The organism is Streptomyces sp. 8N616 (assembly GCF_052246385.1).
Classification (GTDB): domain Bacteria; phylum Actinomycetota; class Actinomycetes; order Streptomycetales; family Streptomycetaceae; genus Streptomyces.
In genome coordinates, this window is sequence record NZ_JBQQBY010000026.1 from 24,455 (window position 1) to 41,829 (window position 17,375).

The 17,375-nt window shown below is 71.2% G+C and carries 15 protein-coding genes; 14 read left to right on the top strand and 1 reads right to left on the bottom strand.

Annotation, left to right across the window (positions count from 1 at the left end):
* Window positions 1-35: 35 nt before the first annotated feature.
* The 4 genes from ACTWQC_RS23240 to fabG all read left to right on the top strand — a co-directional run bounded on the left by ACTWQC_RS23240 (window position 36) and on the right by fabG (window position 2,936).
* Window positions 36-1,151, top strand: a complete 1,116-nt coding sequence (locus ACTWQC_RS23240) for a 3-dehydroquinate synthase II family protein (protein WP_443317723.1) — start codon at window positions 36-38, stop codon at window positions 1,149-1,151.
* 168 nt (window positions 1,152-1,319) lie between these two features.
* The gene (locus tag ACTWQC_RS23245) at window positions 1,320-1,748 is read left to right on the top strand and encodes a MaoC family dehydratase N-terminal domain-containing protein (protein ID WP_443317724.1); all 429 of its coding nucleotides are present in this window, start codon (window positions 1,320-1,322) and stop codon (window positions 1,746-1,748) included.
* A complete protein-coding gene (locus tag ACTWQC_RS23250) occupies window positions 1,748-2,191 on the top strand; it encodes a MaoC/PaaZ C-terminal domain-containing protein (protein ID WP_443317725.1) in 444 nt (147 codons plus the stop codon). Before ACTWQC_RS23245 ends, ACTWQC_RS23250 begins: the two co-directional genes overlap by 1 nt.
* Before the next feature lie 40 nt (window positions 2,192-2,231).
* Window positions 2,232-2,936, top strand: coding sequence for a 3-oxoacyl-ACP reductase FabG (gene fabG, locus ACTWQC_RS23255; protein ID WP_443317726.1), 705 nt, complete (start codon window positions 2,232-2,234; stop codon window positions 2,934-2,936).
* 127 nt (window positions 2,937-3,063) lie between these two features.
* Here the strand turns inward: fabG and ACTWQC_RS23260 are convergent, their stop codons facing one another.
* A complete protein-coding gene (locus ACTWQC_RS23260; RefSeq protein ID WP_443317727.1) occupies window positions 3,064-4,029 on the bottom strand; it encodes a zinc-binding dehydrogenase in 966 nt (321 codons plus the stop codon).
* A 361-nt stretch (window positions 4,030-4,390) separates the two neighbouring features.
* Here ACTWQC_RS23260 and ACTWQC_RS23265 point away from each other — a divergent pair, with 361 nt between their 5' ends.
* The 10 genes from ACTWQC_RS23265 (at window position 4,391) to ACTWQC_RS23310 (ending at window position 17,311) form a co-directional block, all read left to right on the top strand.
* Complete coding sequence (locus tag ACTWQC_RS23265; RefSeq protein WP_443317728.1) at window positions 4,391-5,437, top strand: 3-oxoacyl-ACP synthase III family protein; 1,047 nt, start codon at window positions 4,391-4,393, stop codon at window positions 5,435-5,437.
* Entirely contained in the window at window positions 5,438-6,217 is a 780-nt protein-coding gene (locus ACTWQC_RS23270) for an SDR family NAD(P)-dependent oxidoreductase (RefSeq protein ID WP_443317729.1), read from the top strand.
* A 13-nt stretch (window positions 6,218-6,230) separates the two neighbouring features.
* Window positions 6,231-7,637, top strand: a complete 1,407-nt coding sequence (locus ACTWQC_RS23275) for a class I adenylate-forming enzyme family protein (protein ID WP_443317730.1) — start codon at window positions 6,231-6,233, stop codon at window positions 7,635-7,637.
* 129 nt (window positions 7,638-7,766) lie between these two features.
* Entirely contained in the window at window positions 7,767-8,666 is a 900-nt protein-coding gene (locus ACTWQC_RS23280; RefSeq protein WP_443317731.1) for a hypothetical protein, read from the top strand.
* A 227-nt stretch (window positions 8,667-8,893) separates the two neighbouring features.
* Window positions 8,894-9,589: a response regulator transcription factor gene (locus tag ACTWQC_RS23285; RefSeq protein ID WP_443317732.1), complete on the top strand. Its 696-nt coding sequence runs from the start codon at window positions 8,894-8,896 to the stop codon at window positions 9,587-9,589.
* Window positions 9,582-10,253: a 4'-phosphopantetheinyl transferase family protein gene (locus ACTWQC_RS23290; protein ID WP_443317733.1), complete on the top strand. Its 672-nt coding sequence runs from the start codon at window positions 9,582-9,584 to the stop codon at window positions 10,251-10,253. Before ACTWQC_RS23285 ends, ACTWQC_RS23290 begins: the two co-directional genes overlap by 8 nt.
* A 77-nt stretch (window positions 10,254-10,330) precedes the next feature.
* The gene (locus ACTWQC_RS23295) at window positions 10,331-10,798 is read left to right on the top strand and encodes a pyridoxamine 5'-phosphate oxidase family protein (protein ID WP_443317734.1); all 468 of its coding nucleotides are present in this window, start codon (window positions 10,331-10,333) and stop codon (window positions 10,796-10,798) included.
* Between the two features lie 99 nt (window positions 10,799-10,897).
* The gene (locus ACTWQC_RS23300) at window positions 10,898-12,121 is read left to right on the top strand and encodes an MFS transporter (RefSeq protein ID WP_443317735.1); all 1,224 of its coding nucleotides are present in this window, start codon (window positions 10,898-10,900) and stop codon (window positions 12,119-12,121) included.
* A gap of 148 nt (window positions 12,122-12,269) precedes the next feature.
* On the top strand, window positions 12,270-14,528 hold the full coding sequence (locus ACTWQC_RS23305; RefSeq protein WP_443317736.1) for an MMPL family transporter: 2,259 nt from the start codon (window positions 12,270-12,272) through the stop codon (window positions 14,526-14,528).
* A gap of 137 nt (window positions 14,529-14,665) precedes the next feature.
* The gene (locus ACTWQC_RS23310) at window positions 14,666-17,311 is read left to right on the top strand and encodes a SpoIIE family protein phosphatase (protein WP_443317737.1); all 2,646 of its coding nucleotides are present in this window, start codon (window positions 14,666-14,668) and stop codon (window positions 17,309-17,311) included.
* The last annotated feature ends 64 nt before the right edge of the window (window positions 17,312-17,375 follow it).

The window sequence follows — 17,375 nt, forward strand, 5'->3', positions numbered from 1 at the left end:
TCTGCGCACTCCCGCGTTCCCGGAAAGGAAAGTCCGTGAAGTTTGCCTGGATCGATCTGCGTTCGGTGAGCTCCGAGCAGCGAGAGGCCGTGGTCGACGCCGCCGTCCACGCTCGCCTCGAAGGCGTCCTCGACGACAGCCTGGAGGTCCTCGCCACGCTGCCGCCGACCGTTCTCAAGGTGCTGCTGCCGGCCGCGGGCGCGCCGCTGCCGCCCGAGGCCGCGGACGTCGCCGACATCGTCCTGACCCCCATCTCGACCGTCGAGGAGCTGGACAAGCTCAAGCTCACGGCGGACGGCGACACCTCCGTGGGCGCCTTCGTCGACGTGGTCGACGACCCGACTCTGCGGCTGGCCTGCGCCGCGGCGATCGCCCTGCCGAACACCCTGGTCAAGTTCCGCGATCCGACCAAGATCCCGCTGGAGATCGTCATCGCCGCGGCCGACAAGTCCCCGGGCCGGCTGGTCTGCGAGGCCGGCGACCTGGAAGAGGCCGGCATCATCGTCGACGTCCTGGAGAAGGGCTCCGACGGTCTGCTGTACGGCCCGAAGGACGCGAACGGGGTCTTCGGCCTGGTCGAACTGCTCGGCAGCCAGACCCCGGACCTGGACCTGACCACGCTCACGGTCCAGTCGATCGAACACAACGGACTGGGCGACCGCATCTGCGTCGACACCTGCACCCACTTCGGCAAGGACGAGGGCATCCTCGTCGGTTCGTACGCCTCGGGCTTCATCCTGGGCGTGAGCGAGACCCACCCGCTGCCGTACATGCCCACCCGCCCGTTCCGGGTCAACGCCGGTGCGCTGCACTCGTACGTCCTCGGCGCGGACAACCGCACCAACTACCTGAGCGAGCTGCGCGCGGGCAGCACGATCCTGGGCGTCACCGCGGAGGGCAAGACCCGCCGGATCGTGGTCGGCCGGGTGAAGCTGGAGTCGCGTCCGCTGCTCACCATCCGTGCCGTGTCGCCGGAGGGCGTCGAGGTCAGCCTCACCGTGCAGGACGACTGGCACGTCCGGGTCCTCGGTCCGGGCGCCGCGGTGCTCAACGTCACCGAGCTCAAGGCGGGCGACCAGCTGCTCGGCTACATAGCCACCGACAAGCGGCACGTGGGCTGGCCGGTCGCCGAGTTCTGCATCGAAAAGTAACCCGGGAAGCTGCCGGCACACGTCGGCGCGCACGATCCCGATCCGCCAGGACCTGCCCCGGAGAGTCCTCCCCCGGCTCTCCGGGGCATCCGCGCACCGAATGGGGAGTACTACCTGATGGCCGACACCAGCCAGTTGACGCAAGACCCCGCCCGGGGGGTGACACCCATGCGCCTTGCGCCCTTCACGGCCACGGTGGAACGCGGCAGACTGCGGTTCTTCGCGAGCGTCATCGGCCTGGAGGACAGCGAGTTCACCAGCCTGGAACGGGCCCGGGCGGCCGGACACCGCGATCTGCCGGTGCCTCCCACCTTCCTGTTCGGCCTCGAACTGGAGCACCAGCAGGGGGAGTCCGGTCCGGACGGCCCCCGGGTGGACCCGAGCCGGGTCCTGCACACCGAGCAGTCGTTCACGTACCACGAGACCGCACACGCGGGCGATGAGCTCGTCTTCTCTCCCGTGATCACGGACGTGTACCACCGGCGCGCCGGAACCATGGAGTTCGTGGTCAGGGACACGACCGTCACCCGGCCCGACGGGACTCCTGTCGCGGATCTGCACCAGGTGATCCTCGTGCGGCACGAGGGCGGTGCGTGATGGCCGAACCGACCCCCGACCCCCTGCTGGGGGCCGGCCTCCCGGACCTGCGTCCGGAGGCGGTCACCCGGGCGACGCTCGCCCTGTTCGCCGGTGCGTCCGGTGACCACAATCCGATCCACATCGACACCGACGCGGCCCGCGCGGCCGGCTTCGACGACGTCCTGGCGCACGGCATGCTCTCGATGGCCTTCCTCGGCAGACTCGTGACCTCCTGGGTCTCCGTCGACGCCGTCCGCTCCCTCAAGGCGCGCTTCTCCGCCATGACTCCCGTGCACGCGCGGCCGCACTGCACCGGACGCGTCACCGCCGTCGAGGAGGGAGCCGACGGCGAGCGCCTCGCCAGGATCGCGCTGGCCGTCCGGCTCGAGGACGGCACGCTGACGGTGCGCGGCGAGGCCGTGGTGGCGGCCGACGCGCTTCCCGCGGGCACGGCGCCCTGACCCGTACGACCTCATCACGTCCCTAAGGAGGACACGAACGATGGCACGTTCCGTGCTGGTCACCGGAGGAAACCGGGGCATCGGTCTCGCGGTCGCCCGCGCGTTCCTGGAGAACGGCGACAAGGTCGCGGTGACCCACCGTGGCACGCCACCGCCCGACGGCCTCTTCGGGGTGCGGTGCGATGTGACCGACACCGAGCAGGTGGAGACGGCGTTCAAGGAGGCCGAGGACGCTCACGGCCCCGTCGAGGTCCTGGTGTCCAACGCCGGGATCACCGACGACGCGCTGCTGCTGAGGATGTCCGAGGAGCGCTTCACCTCGGTTCTCGACACCAACCTGACCGGCGCCTACCGGTTCGCGCGGCGCGCTGCGCGCAGCATGCTCAAGGGCCGCTGGGGACGGGTGATCCTGATGTCCTCGGTGGCCGGCATGACCGGCACGGTCGGCCAGGTCAACTACGCGGCCAGCAAGTCGGGGATGATCGGCATGGCCCGCTCCATGGCGCGTGAGCTCGGTTCCCGGGGGATCACCGTGAACGTCGTGGCGCCCGGCCTGGTGCTCACCGACATGGCCGCGAAGCTGCCCGAGGAGCGTCGCGAGCAGATGCGCGGCCAGATCCCGCTGGGCCGGCACGGCGACGTCGGGGAGGTGGCCGCCGCGGTCCGCTGGCTCGCCTCCGACGAGGCCGGTTATGTCACCGGCGCGGTGCTGCCGGTCGACGGGGGCCTCGGCATGGGGCACTGATCCGCCGACTGCGAACGGGGTCGGGGCGCGCCAACAGACAAGCGGCGCGCCCCGACCCGTTTCCGTGACTGTCCCTCGTATCGCAACCCGCGTATCGCAAGGGGCATGTTCGCCACGGGATGGCTCGCTACGGAATCGTCAGGACGATCTTGCCGAAGAGGTCGCCCCGCTCCATGCGCGCGAAGGCCCGGTGGATCTGCCGCATGGGGAACACCGAGTCGACGATGGGCCGTACGCCCTTGGCCACGCAGAAGTCGAGGAGCGCCGCGAGCTCCTTCTTGGTGCCCATCGTCGAGCCGATGACCCGCAACTCACGGTAGAAGATGTGCTGCAGCTCGCCCAGCGGCGGGTTCGGGCCGCTGGTGGCGCCGGAGATGACGAGCCTGCCGCCGTTCTTGAGCGCGCGGACCGAGTGGGACCAGGTCGCCGCCCCCACCGTCTCCAGGACCGCATCCACCCGCTGCGGCAGGCGCGCCCCCACCTCGAACGCGGCCTCCGCGCCCAGGGCGACGGCCCGCTTGCGCTTGACGTCGTCACGGCTGGTGACGAAGACGCGGAAGCCGGCCGCGGAGCCGAGCACCACCGCCGCGGTCGCCACTCCGCCGCCGGCGCCCTGCACGAGAACGGTGTCCCCCGGGCGGAGTTCCGCGTTGGTGAACAGCATCCGGTACGCGGTCAGCCACGCCCCCGGCAGGCACGCGGCCTCCTCGAAGCCGAGCTCGGGCGGCATCGGGAGCAGGTTCCAGCGCGGTACGGCGATCCGCTCCGCGAACGTGCCCGGGTACCGCTCCGAGAGCATGGAGCGCTCCTCGTCCGGCTCGATGCCGTGACCGCTCTCGCCGATGACGGAGTGGATGACGACCGCGTTGCCCTCGGCGTCCTCGCCGGCGCCGTCGCAGCCCAGGATCTTCGGCAGGCTCTCCTCGCTCAGCCCCACTCCGCGCAGCGACCACAGGTCGTGGTGGTTGAGCGAAGCGGCGCGCAGCCGGACGGTCGTCCATCCGTGGGGTACCGAGGGCTCCGGCACCTCGCCCAACTCCAGTCCCTTCAAGGGGTTCTCGGGATCGATACGGGCGGCGTAGGAAGCGATCATGGCCCGAGGCTAATCCTCTGGAGCGGTCAACCGGCTGCCCGGCAGGAGTCCCTCTTCGGCTGCGACGAACGGGCACTGCCAACGGGCGTTACCCCGGCGCGGACCGGGCGCGACGCTGGCAGGGCAGTACGGGGCATTCGCACACACCCCCGTGCACTGACCGGGCGAGTGAGCTCTCGCGCGCCGCCGCCGGCGGGATCCGCCTGCGCGTCGGCGCCGGGCGACTCGGGGCCCCGCAAAGCCACTCGTCCGCCCCGCACTGGCTGGTGGTGGCGGTGCAACAGCGGCCGCCACCACCAGCAGCACAGCCATCCATCCAGCCGCCGCGCCGGCGGCGCTCGCCAGAGGAGAGTCCCGACCAATGACGAAGGCTCCCAGTCCCGCTTCCCATGGTGTCGGCATCCGGGCCATCGGAGGGTATGTGCCGGACCGTGTGGTGACCAACGCCGACCTCGAGAAGACACTGGACACCACGGACGCGTGGATCAGCGAGCACATCGGAATCACCTCCCGGCACTGGTCCGCGCCCGAGGAGCGCACCTCCGACCTGGGCGCCGCCGCACTGCTCGACGCCTGCGAGCGCGCCGGCGTCAGCCCCGACTCGGTCGACCTGCTGATCTGCGGCACCTTCACCCCCGACCACATGCTGCCCGCTGCCGCCGTGGCCATCGCCCGGAAGCTCGGGCTCACGGGGGTCCCCGGGTTCGACGTGAACAGCGGGGGCTGCCCCGGCGGTACCTTCGCGCTCGACGTCGGTGCGAAGTACCTGATGTCGGGCCAGTACCGGCGGATCGCAGTGGTCCTCGCCGACACCACCAGCAAGACCCTCGACCCGGAGGACCGCACCGTCGGTGTGATCTTCGGTGACGCGGCGGCCTGCTACCTGCTGGAACCGTGCGCCCTGGGAACGGGCATGACGCCCGCACTGCTGCGCAGCGACCCGAACGCCTACGAGACCGCCTTCGTCAAGCGGGAGCAGCGCACCTGGTCCACGGACGGCGGCGGCAAGCTGTCGGGCTTCGGCAACAACTTCATGCACATGCACGGCCGTTCGGTGCGCAACTTCGCGCTGGACACCATGCCGAACTTCGTCCTCGAACTGCTCGAGCACCACGCGATGACGGTCGACGACATCGACCTGATCATCTTTCACCAGGCCAACTACCACCTGATCCACCTCCTCATGGAGAAGATCGGGCTGCCCGCGGAGCGCACGCTCACCAACGTCGAGCGGCTGGGGAACACCTCCGGAGCGGGCGTGCCGCTGGTGCTTCGCGAAGCCCTCGACACCGGACGGATCAAGCCGGGTGACACCGTCGTACTCGCCTCGTTCGGGGCCGGGATGAGCCATGGCGGCACGGTCATCAAGTGGACCGCGCAGGACGACTTCCTGGCGCCGGCCGCGTAAATGGACGTCCAAGGAACGACCGCGCTCGTCGCCGGCGGCACCTCCGGCCTCGGCCTCGCCGTGGCCGGGCGGCTGCTGACGGCGGGCGCCGGCGTGGTGCTCATGGGGCGCGACGCGGTCCGCGGGCAGCAGGCCGTCGCGGCACTCGGCCAGGGCGCCTCGTTCGTGGCCGGCGACATCACGCATCCCGACGACGTGGCCGCGGCGGTCGCCGAGGCCGAGCGCAGGGGCGGCCCGCAGGTGGTCGTCAACTGCGCGGGAACCACCGGAGCCGGGCGCGTCGTCGGCCGCAGGGGCCCGCTGCCCCTCGCGGAGTTCCAGCGTCTCGTCCAGGTCAACCTGGTCGGCACCTTCGACCTGGTCCGGACAGCCGCGGCCGCGATGCTGCGGCGCCCGGAGCGCGACGGCGACGCGGGCGGCCCCGGGGAGCGCGGTGTCATCGTCTGCACCTCCTCCATCGCGGCCTACGACGGTCAGCAGGGCCAGGCGGCCTACGCGGCATCGAAGGCGGGCGTCGTCGGCATGACCCTGCCGCTCGCCCGCGACCTCGCCGAATACGCGGTGCGGGTGGTGACCGTGGCGCCCGGCCTGTTCGAAACCCCGATGTTCGCCGGACTGCCCGACCGGGTGCGCGATGCGCTGGTGAGCGGCACCCCGTATCCGCAGCGCCTGGGCCGCCCCGAGGAGTTCGCGGCCCTGGTCCAGCACATCGTGGAGAACCCCATGATCAACGGCGAGGTGGTCCGGCTCGACGGGGCCTCGCGCCTCGCGACTACCTGAGGAACGGACGGAAATGGCGGACAGCACTCAGTTCAGGTCCTGGCTCGAGTCCCGTTTGACCGGGCCCGGCAATGACGACATATGGGCCGTCGGGGAGACGGTGGTCACCCGGCGGCAGCTGACGGAACGCGTCGCGTTCGAGCGGGAGGCGCTCCGGGCGCGCAACATCACCGAGGGCAGCGCGGTGGCCGTGCAGATGATGCCGAGCTTCACCATGCTGTCGACGCTCTTCGCCCTGTGGTCGGCGGGTGCCCAGGTGCAGCTGCTCGACCCCCGGCTGACCAGGGTGGAGACCGTCCGGTTACGCGAACTGTGCGAGCCCCAGTTCCACATCACCTCCGGCGACCTCGGCGGGGTGTTCAGCTCCTTCCGTGACGAGACGTCCGTCGAGGTGGTCCGGCTGCGGACCGGGCGCCCCGCCCAGTTGGCCCATCCCCTGGTGCAGTTCAGCTCCGGATCGACGGGTCTGCCGAAGGTGATCGGACGCACCGGTGCGTCGTTGCGCGCGGAGCTGGAGCGCTTCGCGCGTCTGCCCGAGATGCCGCGCACCGGCGAGCGGGTACTCCTGCTGAGCTCGATCATGCACTCCTTCGGTCTGATCGGCGGCGTGCTGCACAGCCTCGACGTCGGTGCGCCCGTGCACTTCAGCAGCCGGCCGCAGGCGCGGGAGCTGGTGCGGCTGCTGGCCGAGCGGGAGATCACGGCAGTCTTCGGCGTGCCGCTCCACTTCAGCCTGCTCAGCCGCGTACCGGAGCTGCCCGAACTCCCGGCCCTTCGCCTGGCGGTCAGCGGCGGCGAGGTGCTCGACGCCAAGGTGTACGAGGAGTTCAAGACCGCCTACGGCATCGCCATCGGCCAGGCGTACGGCATGACGGAGACCGGCATCATCGCCACCGACCTGGGCGGCCGCTACGGCCCGCCGGTTGTCGGCGAGGTCGTGCCGGGTCTGGAGACCGAGGTCCGCGAGGGCACCCTGCGCGTCCGGTTGCCCGAGTCCCCGTACCTGTACGCGGACCGTGCGGACCGCTACCAGGACGGCTGGCTCGACACCAAGGACCGGTGCTCGGTGCGGCCCGGCAGCGGGGCGCTGGAGATCGCGGGCCGCGCGGACTCCCTGGTCGCCGTGGGCGGCTTGAAGGTTGACCTGACGGAGGTGGAGCAGGTCCTGACGGAACACCCGCTGATCGATGAGGCCGTGGTGGTGTTCGGCGACTCGATCGAGGCCCATGTGGTCACGGCCGGCGAACTGTCCCGCCGGGAACTCCTCGGCTGGTGCCGGGAACGACTCGCGTCGTACAAGGTGCCGCGCGCCTTCCACTATGTCGCCACGCTGCCGCGCACCCCGAACGGAAAGCTCGTACGCAACCGTGAGCTGTTGCACACGGCCCATGGACGACGTCCGAGAACGGTGGTTTCCTGAGCTGTCGCGAGATTGCGGAACTGTTACTTCCGTGCCAAGAGACCTCTAAGGAACCCCCTGAGTGCTCTGGGTTTGAGTTTGCTGTGAACAGTCCGCCGCCGTGCGGATGTGAACAAGGGGGACCACGTCGTGCGATCGGTACGAGACGGTTACGAACGCGCACCACAGGAGGTGACCGCCGGAGGCGACAGCGAGGTGGTCGCCGAGGACACGCGAGGCGGCCCGGAGCCGGGCGGCACCGAAGCGCTGGAACAGCTGGCCCTGGAAGCCGAGGCGGCGATCGCCCGGCTGCGGCAGTCCCTCGAGGCGCTGCCGCAGCCGGGCTTAGCCGTCGGCCAGGGACAGCGCCTGGCCGACAGGGACCTGGAGAGCTTCATGGCCCAGGCCGCCGGCACCGTTTCCGGGCCGGTGCTGGAGATGCAACCGGGCGCGGGCGAGCGGCCCGGGCCACTCAAGCGGCTGCCCGCGCTCGCCGCTGAACTCTTCGAGCGCCGCCTGGAGTTCCATGTCCTGTGTCAGCACGTCACACATTTCGATCCCGAACTGAGGGAGGAACTGCGGCTGCTGGAAGAGCAGGGCGGCCTGGTCAGGACCATGGAGACCCTGCCGGGCTGGTTTCTCGTCTTCAGCGACTCGCTCGCCCTGGTCCCCGCTTCCGACGGGGAAGGGGTGTCCGCGGTGCGTGACCCCGCGGCGGTCGGGGTCCTGCAGGCGGTCTTCACCGACTACTGGCTCCGGGCCCGCCCGTTCTCGCAGGGCGGCTGGCGCAGGACGCACATCGAGGTCGTCTCGCAGGAGGTCAACGCCGTCATCGTCAGGATGCTGTGCACGGGTGCCAAGGACGAGCTCGTCGCCAAACGCCTGGGCATGTCCGTACGCACCCTGCGCCGCCGCATCGCCGAAATGCTGGACGGGCTGGGTGCTGCGAGCCGTTTCCAGGCCGGATTCGAGATCGGCCGTTCCCTGGGGGACGAGGTCATCTGTGACGCCGAACGCCCCCTGGAGGATCGATTCGGCGCATCGGCTTGAGGCCCGGCACATCAGTTTGATGCCAGTCAGGAACCTGAGGTTCGTAGAAGTGGATTGAGCCGCATGGTTCGACCAGGATGTACTTCGGAGCGTCCCGGTCCTGGCCGATGAAGTCCTAGCGTCCTATACGCGAGAATCCGCTGCTCCACAAACAAGGAGCCGCGGATTCTCGTGTGTAGCGCTCCACGTCTCACGAAGATTCGATGAAGTGCTTACAGGGGGTTGGCATGTCGGATTCGGTGATGCTCAAGGAATACTCCGCCGCCGATACGGATTCGGCGGCGGCAAGAGGTGTTCTCGTCTCCTTGTCGAGCGAGATCATACGCTGGGGTATCTGCAACATGCTTGAGCGGCTGGATCCGCCGCGCCCTGTCGAACCGCACAGTGATGTCGCGTCCGCGGCGGAGGTGCTGCGCAGCGGCCGGTACTCGCTGGTCATCGTCGACGCGGCCGACGGCGAGGACGCCCTGCTGCGGCTGACGGAGGACGCCGGGCGGCTCGGCGTGAAAGTACTCGTTCTGCTGGACCGCGCCGACGCGGCCACGGTGGAACGGATCGCGGCTCTGCCGGCCGACGGGTTTCTCGTGCAGTCCGACCTCACGCTGGACTGCATGAGCGAGGCGCTGGAGGGCCTCGACCGGGGCGATCTGCCGATTCCGGCGAACCTGGTGCGCCAGCTCATGGCCCGGGCCCGCACCGGCACCCGCGCCTACCAGGCGCAGGTGCGGCTGACCCCGCGGGAGCACGACGTCCTGCACCTGATGGGCGAGGGGCTGAGCAACAAGCAGATAGCCAGGCAGTTCGGGATATCGGTGCACGGCGTGAAACGGCATGTCACCAACGTGCTGGCCAAGCTCAACTGCCCCAACCGCACGCAGGCGGTGTCGATCGCGATCAAACAGGGCCTGCTCGGCAATGGCTGACCTGCCCGACGTCCCGGCCGTCCACCTCAGCAGGGTGCACGCGCCGGGACCCGGCACCGGTCCGGAACGGGACCGGGCGCTCCTCAGCCCGGCCGAACGGGCCCGGGCCGACTGCATGCCGCAGTGCGCACGCGGGGTGTGGATCCGCTCCCGCGCGCTGCTGCGAACGGTGGTGGCACGGTACCTGGGCTGTGCCGCCCACGAGGTGCGGCTGGCCCGCGACGGGCAGGGCCGTCCGGTGCTGCCGGACGAGCCCGGCGTGCACATCAGTCTGGCGCACACGACCGGCTGTTGTGCGGTGGCGGTCAGTACGGCGGGCCCGGTGGGCGTGGACGTCGAGTGGGTCCGGCCGGTGAGCCTGCCCGACGGACTGGCCGGGCGCATCCTCGGACCCGCCGAGCTCGAGGAGTGGGACCGGGTCGCCGGCCCGGACCGCGCGCGGTGGCTGCTGCGCCGCTGGACCTGGAAGGAAGCACTGCTCAAGGCCGAAGGCACCGGACTGCGAGGCGGCTTGCGGTCCTTCGAGGTGGGGCGGACATCGGCCGGGCTACGGGTCCACACCGCCCGCCACCGGCCGGAGTGCTGGTGGGTCGGGGAGGTCCCCGCGGGTCCGCTGCACATCGCCGCGGTCGCCCGTGACCGGCGGAGAACCGCTCTGCCCTGACGGACACGAGCTCTCCGCGCACCCGGCTTCCAAAGGGGCTCCAACAGTATCTCCCGCTCGATCGAAAGGAATTCCCTATGGCGAGAGATGTGAAAGGCCGGATCGTGCGGCCCGTACACGCGGTGCTGATAACCCGGCGTCTTGACGACGGAATTCAGGCGTCGCCCGTCTCCGCGCTGGCGATCGGCGAGGAGTGTTTTCTCGTCACGACCAGTGAGGTGACCGCCAAGACACGGAACATTCAGCGCGATCCCCGGGTGGCGCTCTGTGTGGTGTCCGAGAACTGGTACGGGCCCTGGCAGACGATCGAGGGCAAGGCGGAGATCCGTACCCTGCCCGACGCATTCGAGGACCTCAAGGAATTCCACCGCGTGCGCGACGGCGGATCCCTGGGCGCGGGAGCGGACTTCGACGGCAGACTGCTCGCAGCCTGGGAGGCCGAGGCCAAGGTGCTGATCGCGGTGCGCGCCGAGCGCATCGCCCGCGCCCCCTCGCTGGACGAACTGGCCGCCACCATCGCGTCCCGGCCGCGCAGGAGTCGTTGACGCCCTTCCCCGCTCAACCTCTCCTTCCCTCCACACAGTCCGTCCCCTTCCGCACCCTCGGTTTCGAATATCAGTTCGAATCATTCCCAGGGAGAAGAGATGAAACGCATCGCACCCCTAGCCCTCGGCATGTTCGCCATCGGGCTCGACGCCTTCGTCCTGTCCGGGCTGCTTCCGGGCATGGCCGACTCCTTCGACGTGTCCCTGGCCGCCGTGGCCCAGGTCGTCACCGGATTCACCTTCGCTTTCGCGCTCAGCGCCCCCCTGCTCGCCGTGGCCACGGCGAAGATCGGGCGCAAGAAGCTGGCCCTCTACGCGCTCGCCATCTTCGGGCTCGCCAACGCGGCCAGCGCGCTCGCGCCCTCGCTGTGGGTGCTGGTGCTCGTTCGCGTACTGGCCGGTGCCATCGGCGGTGTCTACTCACCGGCCGCCGTGGGCACGGCCGTTCAGCTCGTGCCGCCGGCCCAGCAGGGACGTGCGCTCGGCACCATCATGAGCGGTCTGTCCGTGTCGACGATCCTCGGTGTGCCGGTGGGCGTACTGGTCGGCACCCAGATCGGCTGGCGTGCTGCTCTGTGGGTCGTCGTCGGCGTCATCGTCCTCGCGATCGTCGCCATCGCGGCGCTCGTCCCGTCGGTCGGCGCCACACCGACGCCCAGCCTCAAGGACCGCTTCGCCGTCCTGGGCGACGGCCGCGTACTGGTGCGGATGTTCGTGATGTTCCTGTACGGCGTCGCGCAGATGGGCCTCGTCTACACGTTCCTGCCCGCGATCCTCGAGGACAGCGCCGGCGTCTCCACCAAGAGCCTGCCCATCTATCTGCTGGTCGCCGGTGTGACCTCGTTCGTCGGCAACGCCCTGGCCGGCGCCCGCCTCGACAAGGGCACCTCGCCCAAGGCCATGCTCGGCGTGGCGCTCGCGGCCGTGGCGGCCATCATCGCCGTCTTCCCCTACGGCGCGTTCAACGCCGTCGCCGCCGGAGTCGTCATCCTCTTCTACGGCTTCGCCGTGGCGCACGTCCAACTGCCGCTGCAGTACCAGCTGATGCGCATCGTGCCGCAGCACACCAGCATCGTGGTCTCGCTGCTCAACTCCGCCCTGTACCTGGGCACCGCGGCCGGTGCCGCGCTCGGCGGCGCCGTGCTCGCGGGCGCCTCGACGACGGCGCTCACCTGGACGGGTGCCGCCGTGGTGGCCCTGGCCCTGGTCATCGGCGTCGCCACCAAGCAGGGTGCCGCGCCGCAGGCCGCACCGGGCGCCGAGCCCCCGCGCGGCGCACAGCAGCCGGGCTCCGTCGGCGCCTCCGCGGACGCCGCTTCCTGACCCGCTTCGCGCCGCACCGTCCCGTACGCAGGATGCCGCGGCACGCCCGCGGCCGGGGCGACGTCCGTACTGACCCCCTGAGCCGATGCGCGTGCCGCACGCGGTCACCCGACGCACGCCTCAACGACTGTCTTGGGAGTACCCCTTCGTGGCCACGTTTCTGTACCGGCTCGGCCGGCTCGCCTTCCGGCGACGACACCTCGTCCTCCTGATCTGGGTGACGCTGCTCGCGCTCGCAGGGTTCGGCGCGTCCTCCGCGCCCCCCGCCGCGTCCAGCTCGTCCACCGTTCCCGGCACGGAGGCCCAGAAGGCCTTCGACCTGCTCGACCAGCGCTTCCCCGGCTCCAGCTCCGGCGGAGCCACCGCCCGGATCGTCTTCCGGGCCGACGGCGGCGGGAAGATCACCGACACCGCCGACAAGAAGAAGATCGGCGAGATCGTCGCCGGCCTCAAGTCCGGCTCGAAGCAACTGGAGTCGGCCACCGACCCGTTCGCCGCGGGCGCCGTCAGCAAGGACGGCTCGACCGCGTACTCCTCCGTCACGTACAAGGTCACCTCGGCGGAGCTGACCGACACGACCCGTGAGTCCCTGAAGGAGACGGCCGTTACGGCTGGGCGCTCCGGGCTCGTGGCGGAAATCGGCGGTGACGCGCTGGCGGCGCGGCCCGAGACCGGACCGTCCGAGATCATCGGTGTCGCGGTCGCCGCGGTCGTCCTCGTCGTCACCTTCGGCTCGCTGGTCGCGGCCGGGCTGCCGCTGCTGACCGCGCTGATCGGGGTCGGCATCGGCGTCTCGACCATCGCCGCGCTCGCCCACGCCCTCGACCTGGGGACCACGACATCGACGCTCGCGATGATGCTCGGCCTCGCGGTCGGCATCGACTACGCGCTGTTCATCGTCTCCCGCTACCGGGCCGAGCTGGCCGAGGGCCGCGAGCGCGAGGAGGCGGCCGGCCGGGCCGTCGGCACCGCCGGAGCGGCGGTGGTCTTCGCCGGCCTGACCGTGGTCATCGCGCTGGTCGGCCTGGCTGTCGTCAACATCCCGATCCTGACGAAGATGGGCGTCGCCGCGGCGGGCACGGTCGCCGTCGCCGTTCTCATCGCGCTCACCCTCATCCCGGCGCTGCTCGGCTACGCGGGCAAGCGCGTCCATGGTCGCAAGGCCCGCAAAGCCATGGCCGGGTCGGCCCAGTCGTCGGCCCAGTCGTCGGCGAACTCCGCGACGAAGCTCAACGCGGGTACGCGCTGGGCCCGGTTCGTGCTGCGCCACCGGGTTCCGCTGCTGCTCGTGGGCGTGCTCGGTCTGGGGGCGGCCGCCGTACCCGTGGCCTCGCTGAAGGTCGGCATGCCGGACGGTAGCTGGCAGGCGCCTCACACCACCCAGCGCAAGGCCTACGACCTGCTCTCCGATGCCTTCGGGCCCGGCTTCAACGGTCCGCTGGTGACGGTTGTCGACGCCCGGGGCTCGCGCGACCCCAAGGGCGCCGTCGCCGAGGTCGAGCAGCGGATCAAGACGCTGCACGGTATCGCCGCCGTGACCCCGGCGGCCTTCAACGAGGCGGGCGACACCGCGACGATCACCGTGGTGCCGTCGTCGAAGCCGAGCTCGGCCGAGACCGAGGACCTGGTTCACACGCTCCGCGGCGAGGGCGGCAGGATCAGGTCGGACACGGGAGCCCAGATGCTCGTCACGGGCGCCACCGCGATGAACATCGACGTCTCGCAGAAGCTCAGCGACGCGCTGCTGCCCTACCTGGCGCTGGTCGTGGGCCTGGCGTTCCTGCTCCTCATGGTGGTCTTCCGTTCGGTGCTCGTCCCGCTGAAGGCGGCGCTCGGCTTCCTGCTGTCGGTGGTGGCGGCACTCGGCGCGGTCGTCGCGGTGTACCAGTGGGGCTGGCTCGGCTCCCTGTTCGGCGTCGAGCAGACCGGCCCGATCATGAGCATGATGCCGATCTTCCTGGTGGGTGTCGTCTTCGGCCTCGCGATGGACTACGAGGTGTTCCTTGTGACCCGGATGCGGGAGGCATACGTCCACGGCGAACGCTCTGACGAGACGATCGTCACCGGCTTCCGGCACGGCACCCGGGTGGTGACGGCCGCAGCCGTCATCATGATGGCCGTCTTCGCCGGCTTCATCGGATCCAGCGAGCAGATGGTGAAGATGATCGGTTTCGGTCTTGCGACCGCCGTCTTCTTCGACGCGTTCGTCGTCCGCATGACGATCGTGCCGGCGGTGCTCGGCCTGCTCGGCGAGCGGGCCTGGTGGCTGCCGAAGTGGCTGGACCGCGGGCTGCCGAACGTGGATGTCGAGGGCGAGGGGCTGCGCAGGCGGCTCGCCGCCGAGGCGGGCACCGCCGTCGGCGCGGGCGGGGATCCCGGCCGGGACAAGGAGCTGATCCGGGGCTGACCGGCTTCGGGGTCCGCACGGCGGTTGCCGTGCGGGCCCCCATCCCCGGCTTCCCCCGCCGCCCGGCGCGCCTTTGGGCGCGGGTTGGCACATGCTGGTGATACGAGGTGCGGGCGTCCGTAGCGGGAGGACGCGACATGGTGGGCGAGGAAGCCCCGAGGGCGGCCGGGGCCCGGCAGTCCGGCATCGGCGCCGCGACCCGGCGCCGCCGGACCGGGGACGAGGACGCCCTGGTCACGTCGCTGGCGCCGGTCCTGACAGGAGCCATACGGGTCGGCGGCGGGTACGGCGGCGCGGTCTACCTGCGCTCGCGCGACCGCCGCTCCCTCGTACTGGCCCTGGTCGCCGGGATACCGCGCTCGCTGATCAAGGCGTGGTGGCGGATGCCGGTCAGCGGGGCACTCCCGACCTCCGAGGCGTACCGCACCGAGCAGCCCGTCCACCTGGCGGACGAGGGCGAGACCATGCGCCGCTTCCCGCAACTGGCGGCCGGGCTGCCCTATCCGTTCGCTTCCTCCTACCTGCCCGTCCGCGCGGGCGACGAGGTCGCGGGCATCCTGGTCGTCCTCAGATCCACCACGCACCACGTCGGCGGCGAGGGTCACCAGGACACCGAGGCCCCCGCGGCGGGCGGCGCGGCGCTGCTCGAGGCCGTCGACGCGATCAGCGGCGCCCTGGGGGACCTGGAGGCGAGCGGCTTCCGGGTCGAGTACGACGACGAGCCCGTGAGCGTACGGCCGCCCGCGGCCATCGTCACCGGCGTACGGGTCGGGCTGATCGACTGGGACCTGGGAACGGGCGCGTTCGCCGCCGACGACGAGGCCTGCGCCGTCCTCGGCGCCGACCCGGCCACCTTCGGCGGGACGGTCGCCGACGTCGAGGCTCTGGTCTACCCCGACGATCTTCACGAGCTGCGCTCCTGTGGCACGGAGGCCGGTGAGAACGGCTGGGTCCGGGCCCGGAAGTTCCGGGTCAGGGACGTGCGCGACGTCCGGGATGTGTTCGAGGGCGAACGCCGCTACCGGCCGGTCGAACTGTGGGGAGAGATCGTGGAGGGCCCCGGCTCCCCAGCAGTCGACCTCCCGGAACCCGGCTCTCCGGCAGCTGGCTCCCCGGTCGGCCGCCCGGAACCCGGCCGCCGCCGCCGCCTCGTCGGCGTCGTCGTCGACGCCGCCTCTGGCACCACCGCCGCAGAGGCCGCCGAGCGCCTGCCCGACGGCGTCTTCTCGCTCGACCAGGACGGCCGCGTCACCTACGCCAACCACCGCTGCGAGGAGCTGCTGCGCCTCGACCGCGACGATCTGCTCGGCCGCTACCCCTGGCACGCGATGACCTGGCTGTCCGACCCCGCCTACGAGGACCGCTACCGCGCGGCGATGCTCTCGCAGGAGCCGACCTCCTTCCTCGTGCACCACCCCGCGGGCGAGTGGCTCGGATTCGTCCTCTACCCGGACGTGCACGGCCTGACCGGCCGGGTCTTCCCGAGCAAACCGCCCCCGCAGGCCGAGGGCGAGGCTCCGGAGCGGGCGGTCCCGGAGCCGAAGTTCCCCGCCGCGGTCGCCGTCCCCGCCGCCCTGACCCGCCCTGGCGCGCTCTACCACGTCGTGCAGATGGCGAGCGTGCTCACCGAGGCCGTGAGCGTACGCGAGGTGTGCGTCGCCGTCGCGGAGCAGCTGCTGCCCGCGTTCGGCGGCCAGGAGCTCGCGCTCTACGTGGTCCGCGACCGGCGCATGTACCTCGCCTGGGAATCGGGTTACCCGGAGGGCTTCCTCGACCGCTTCGAAGGCGTGTCCCTCGACGCCCACCTGCCCGGCGTCGAAGCCCTGACCTCCGCCGTCCCCATCTTCTTCCAGTCCCCGGGCGACCTGTCCGCCGCCTACCCGGGCATCGCCCTGGACCGGATGCAAGCCTGGGCCTTCCTGCCGCTCATCGCCTCCGGCCACCCCGTCGGTTCCCTCATCCTCGGCTACGACGGCCCCCACGGTTTCACCGCCGACGAGCGGGCCGCGCTGACCGCCCTCGGCGGCCTGGTCGCCCAGGCACTCGAGCGGGCCCGGCTCTACGACGCGGAGTTCACGCTCGCCCGCGGCCTGCAGGACGCGCTCCTGCCGCACCGGCTGCCGCCGGTCGACGGCCTGCGGACGACCGGCCGCTACCTCCCCGGCACCCAGGGCATGGAGATCGGCGGCGACTGGTACGACGTGATCGAGACGGGCCGCGGGGTCGCCCTCGTCATCGGCGACGTCGAGGGGCACAGCGTGGCCGCGGCCGCGGTCATGGGGCAGCTGCGCAGCGCCGTGCACGCCTTCGCCGCCAGCGACAGCACCCCCGAGGAGGTCCTCAGCCGGACCAACCGGCTGCTCGCCGAACTCGACGCGGGCGTCTTCGCGACCTGCTGCTACATCGAGCTCGACCCGCGTACGGGCCGGGCCAGAGGGGTACGCGCGGGCCACCCGCCGCCCGTGCTGCGCCACCTCGACGGCAGAACCGAGGTGCTGAACCTCGCAGGCGGCACGCTGCTCGGCGTGGACCCGGACGCCGGCTACCCGGTCACCCGGCTGCAGCTGCCGCACGGCGCCGTTCTCGCCCTCTACACGGACGGGCTGGTCGAGCAGCCGGGCCACGACATCGAGGCGGGCGTCGATCAGATGCGGGACGTCCTCGCCCGTACCGGGCCCGACGCCCTGGAGACCATGGCGGACCGGCTCGTCCAGCAGGCCCGCCGCGCCCCGGACCGGCCCGACGACGTCGCCCTGCTGCTCACCGCGTACACCGGGACCTGAGCCGCTGCACCATCCCCGAACCCGAGGCGAGGACCAGCCTCGGCCTCCGGCCCTCCACCCCTCC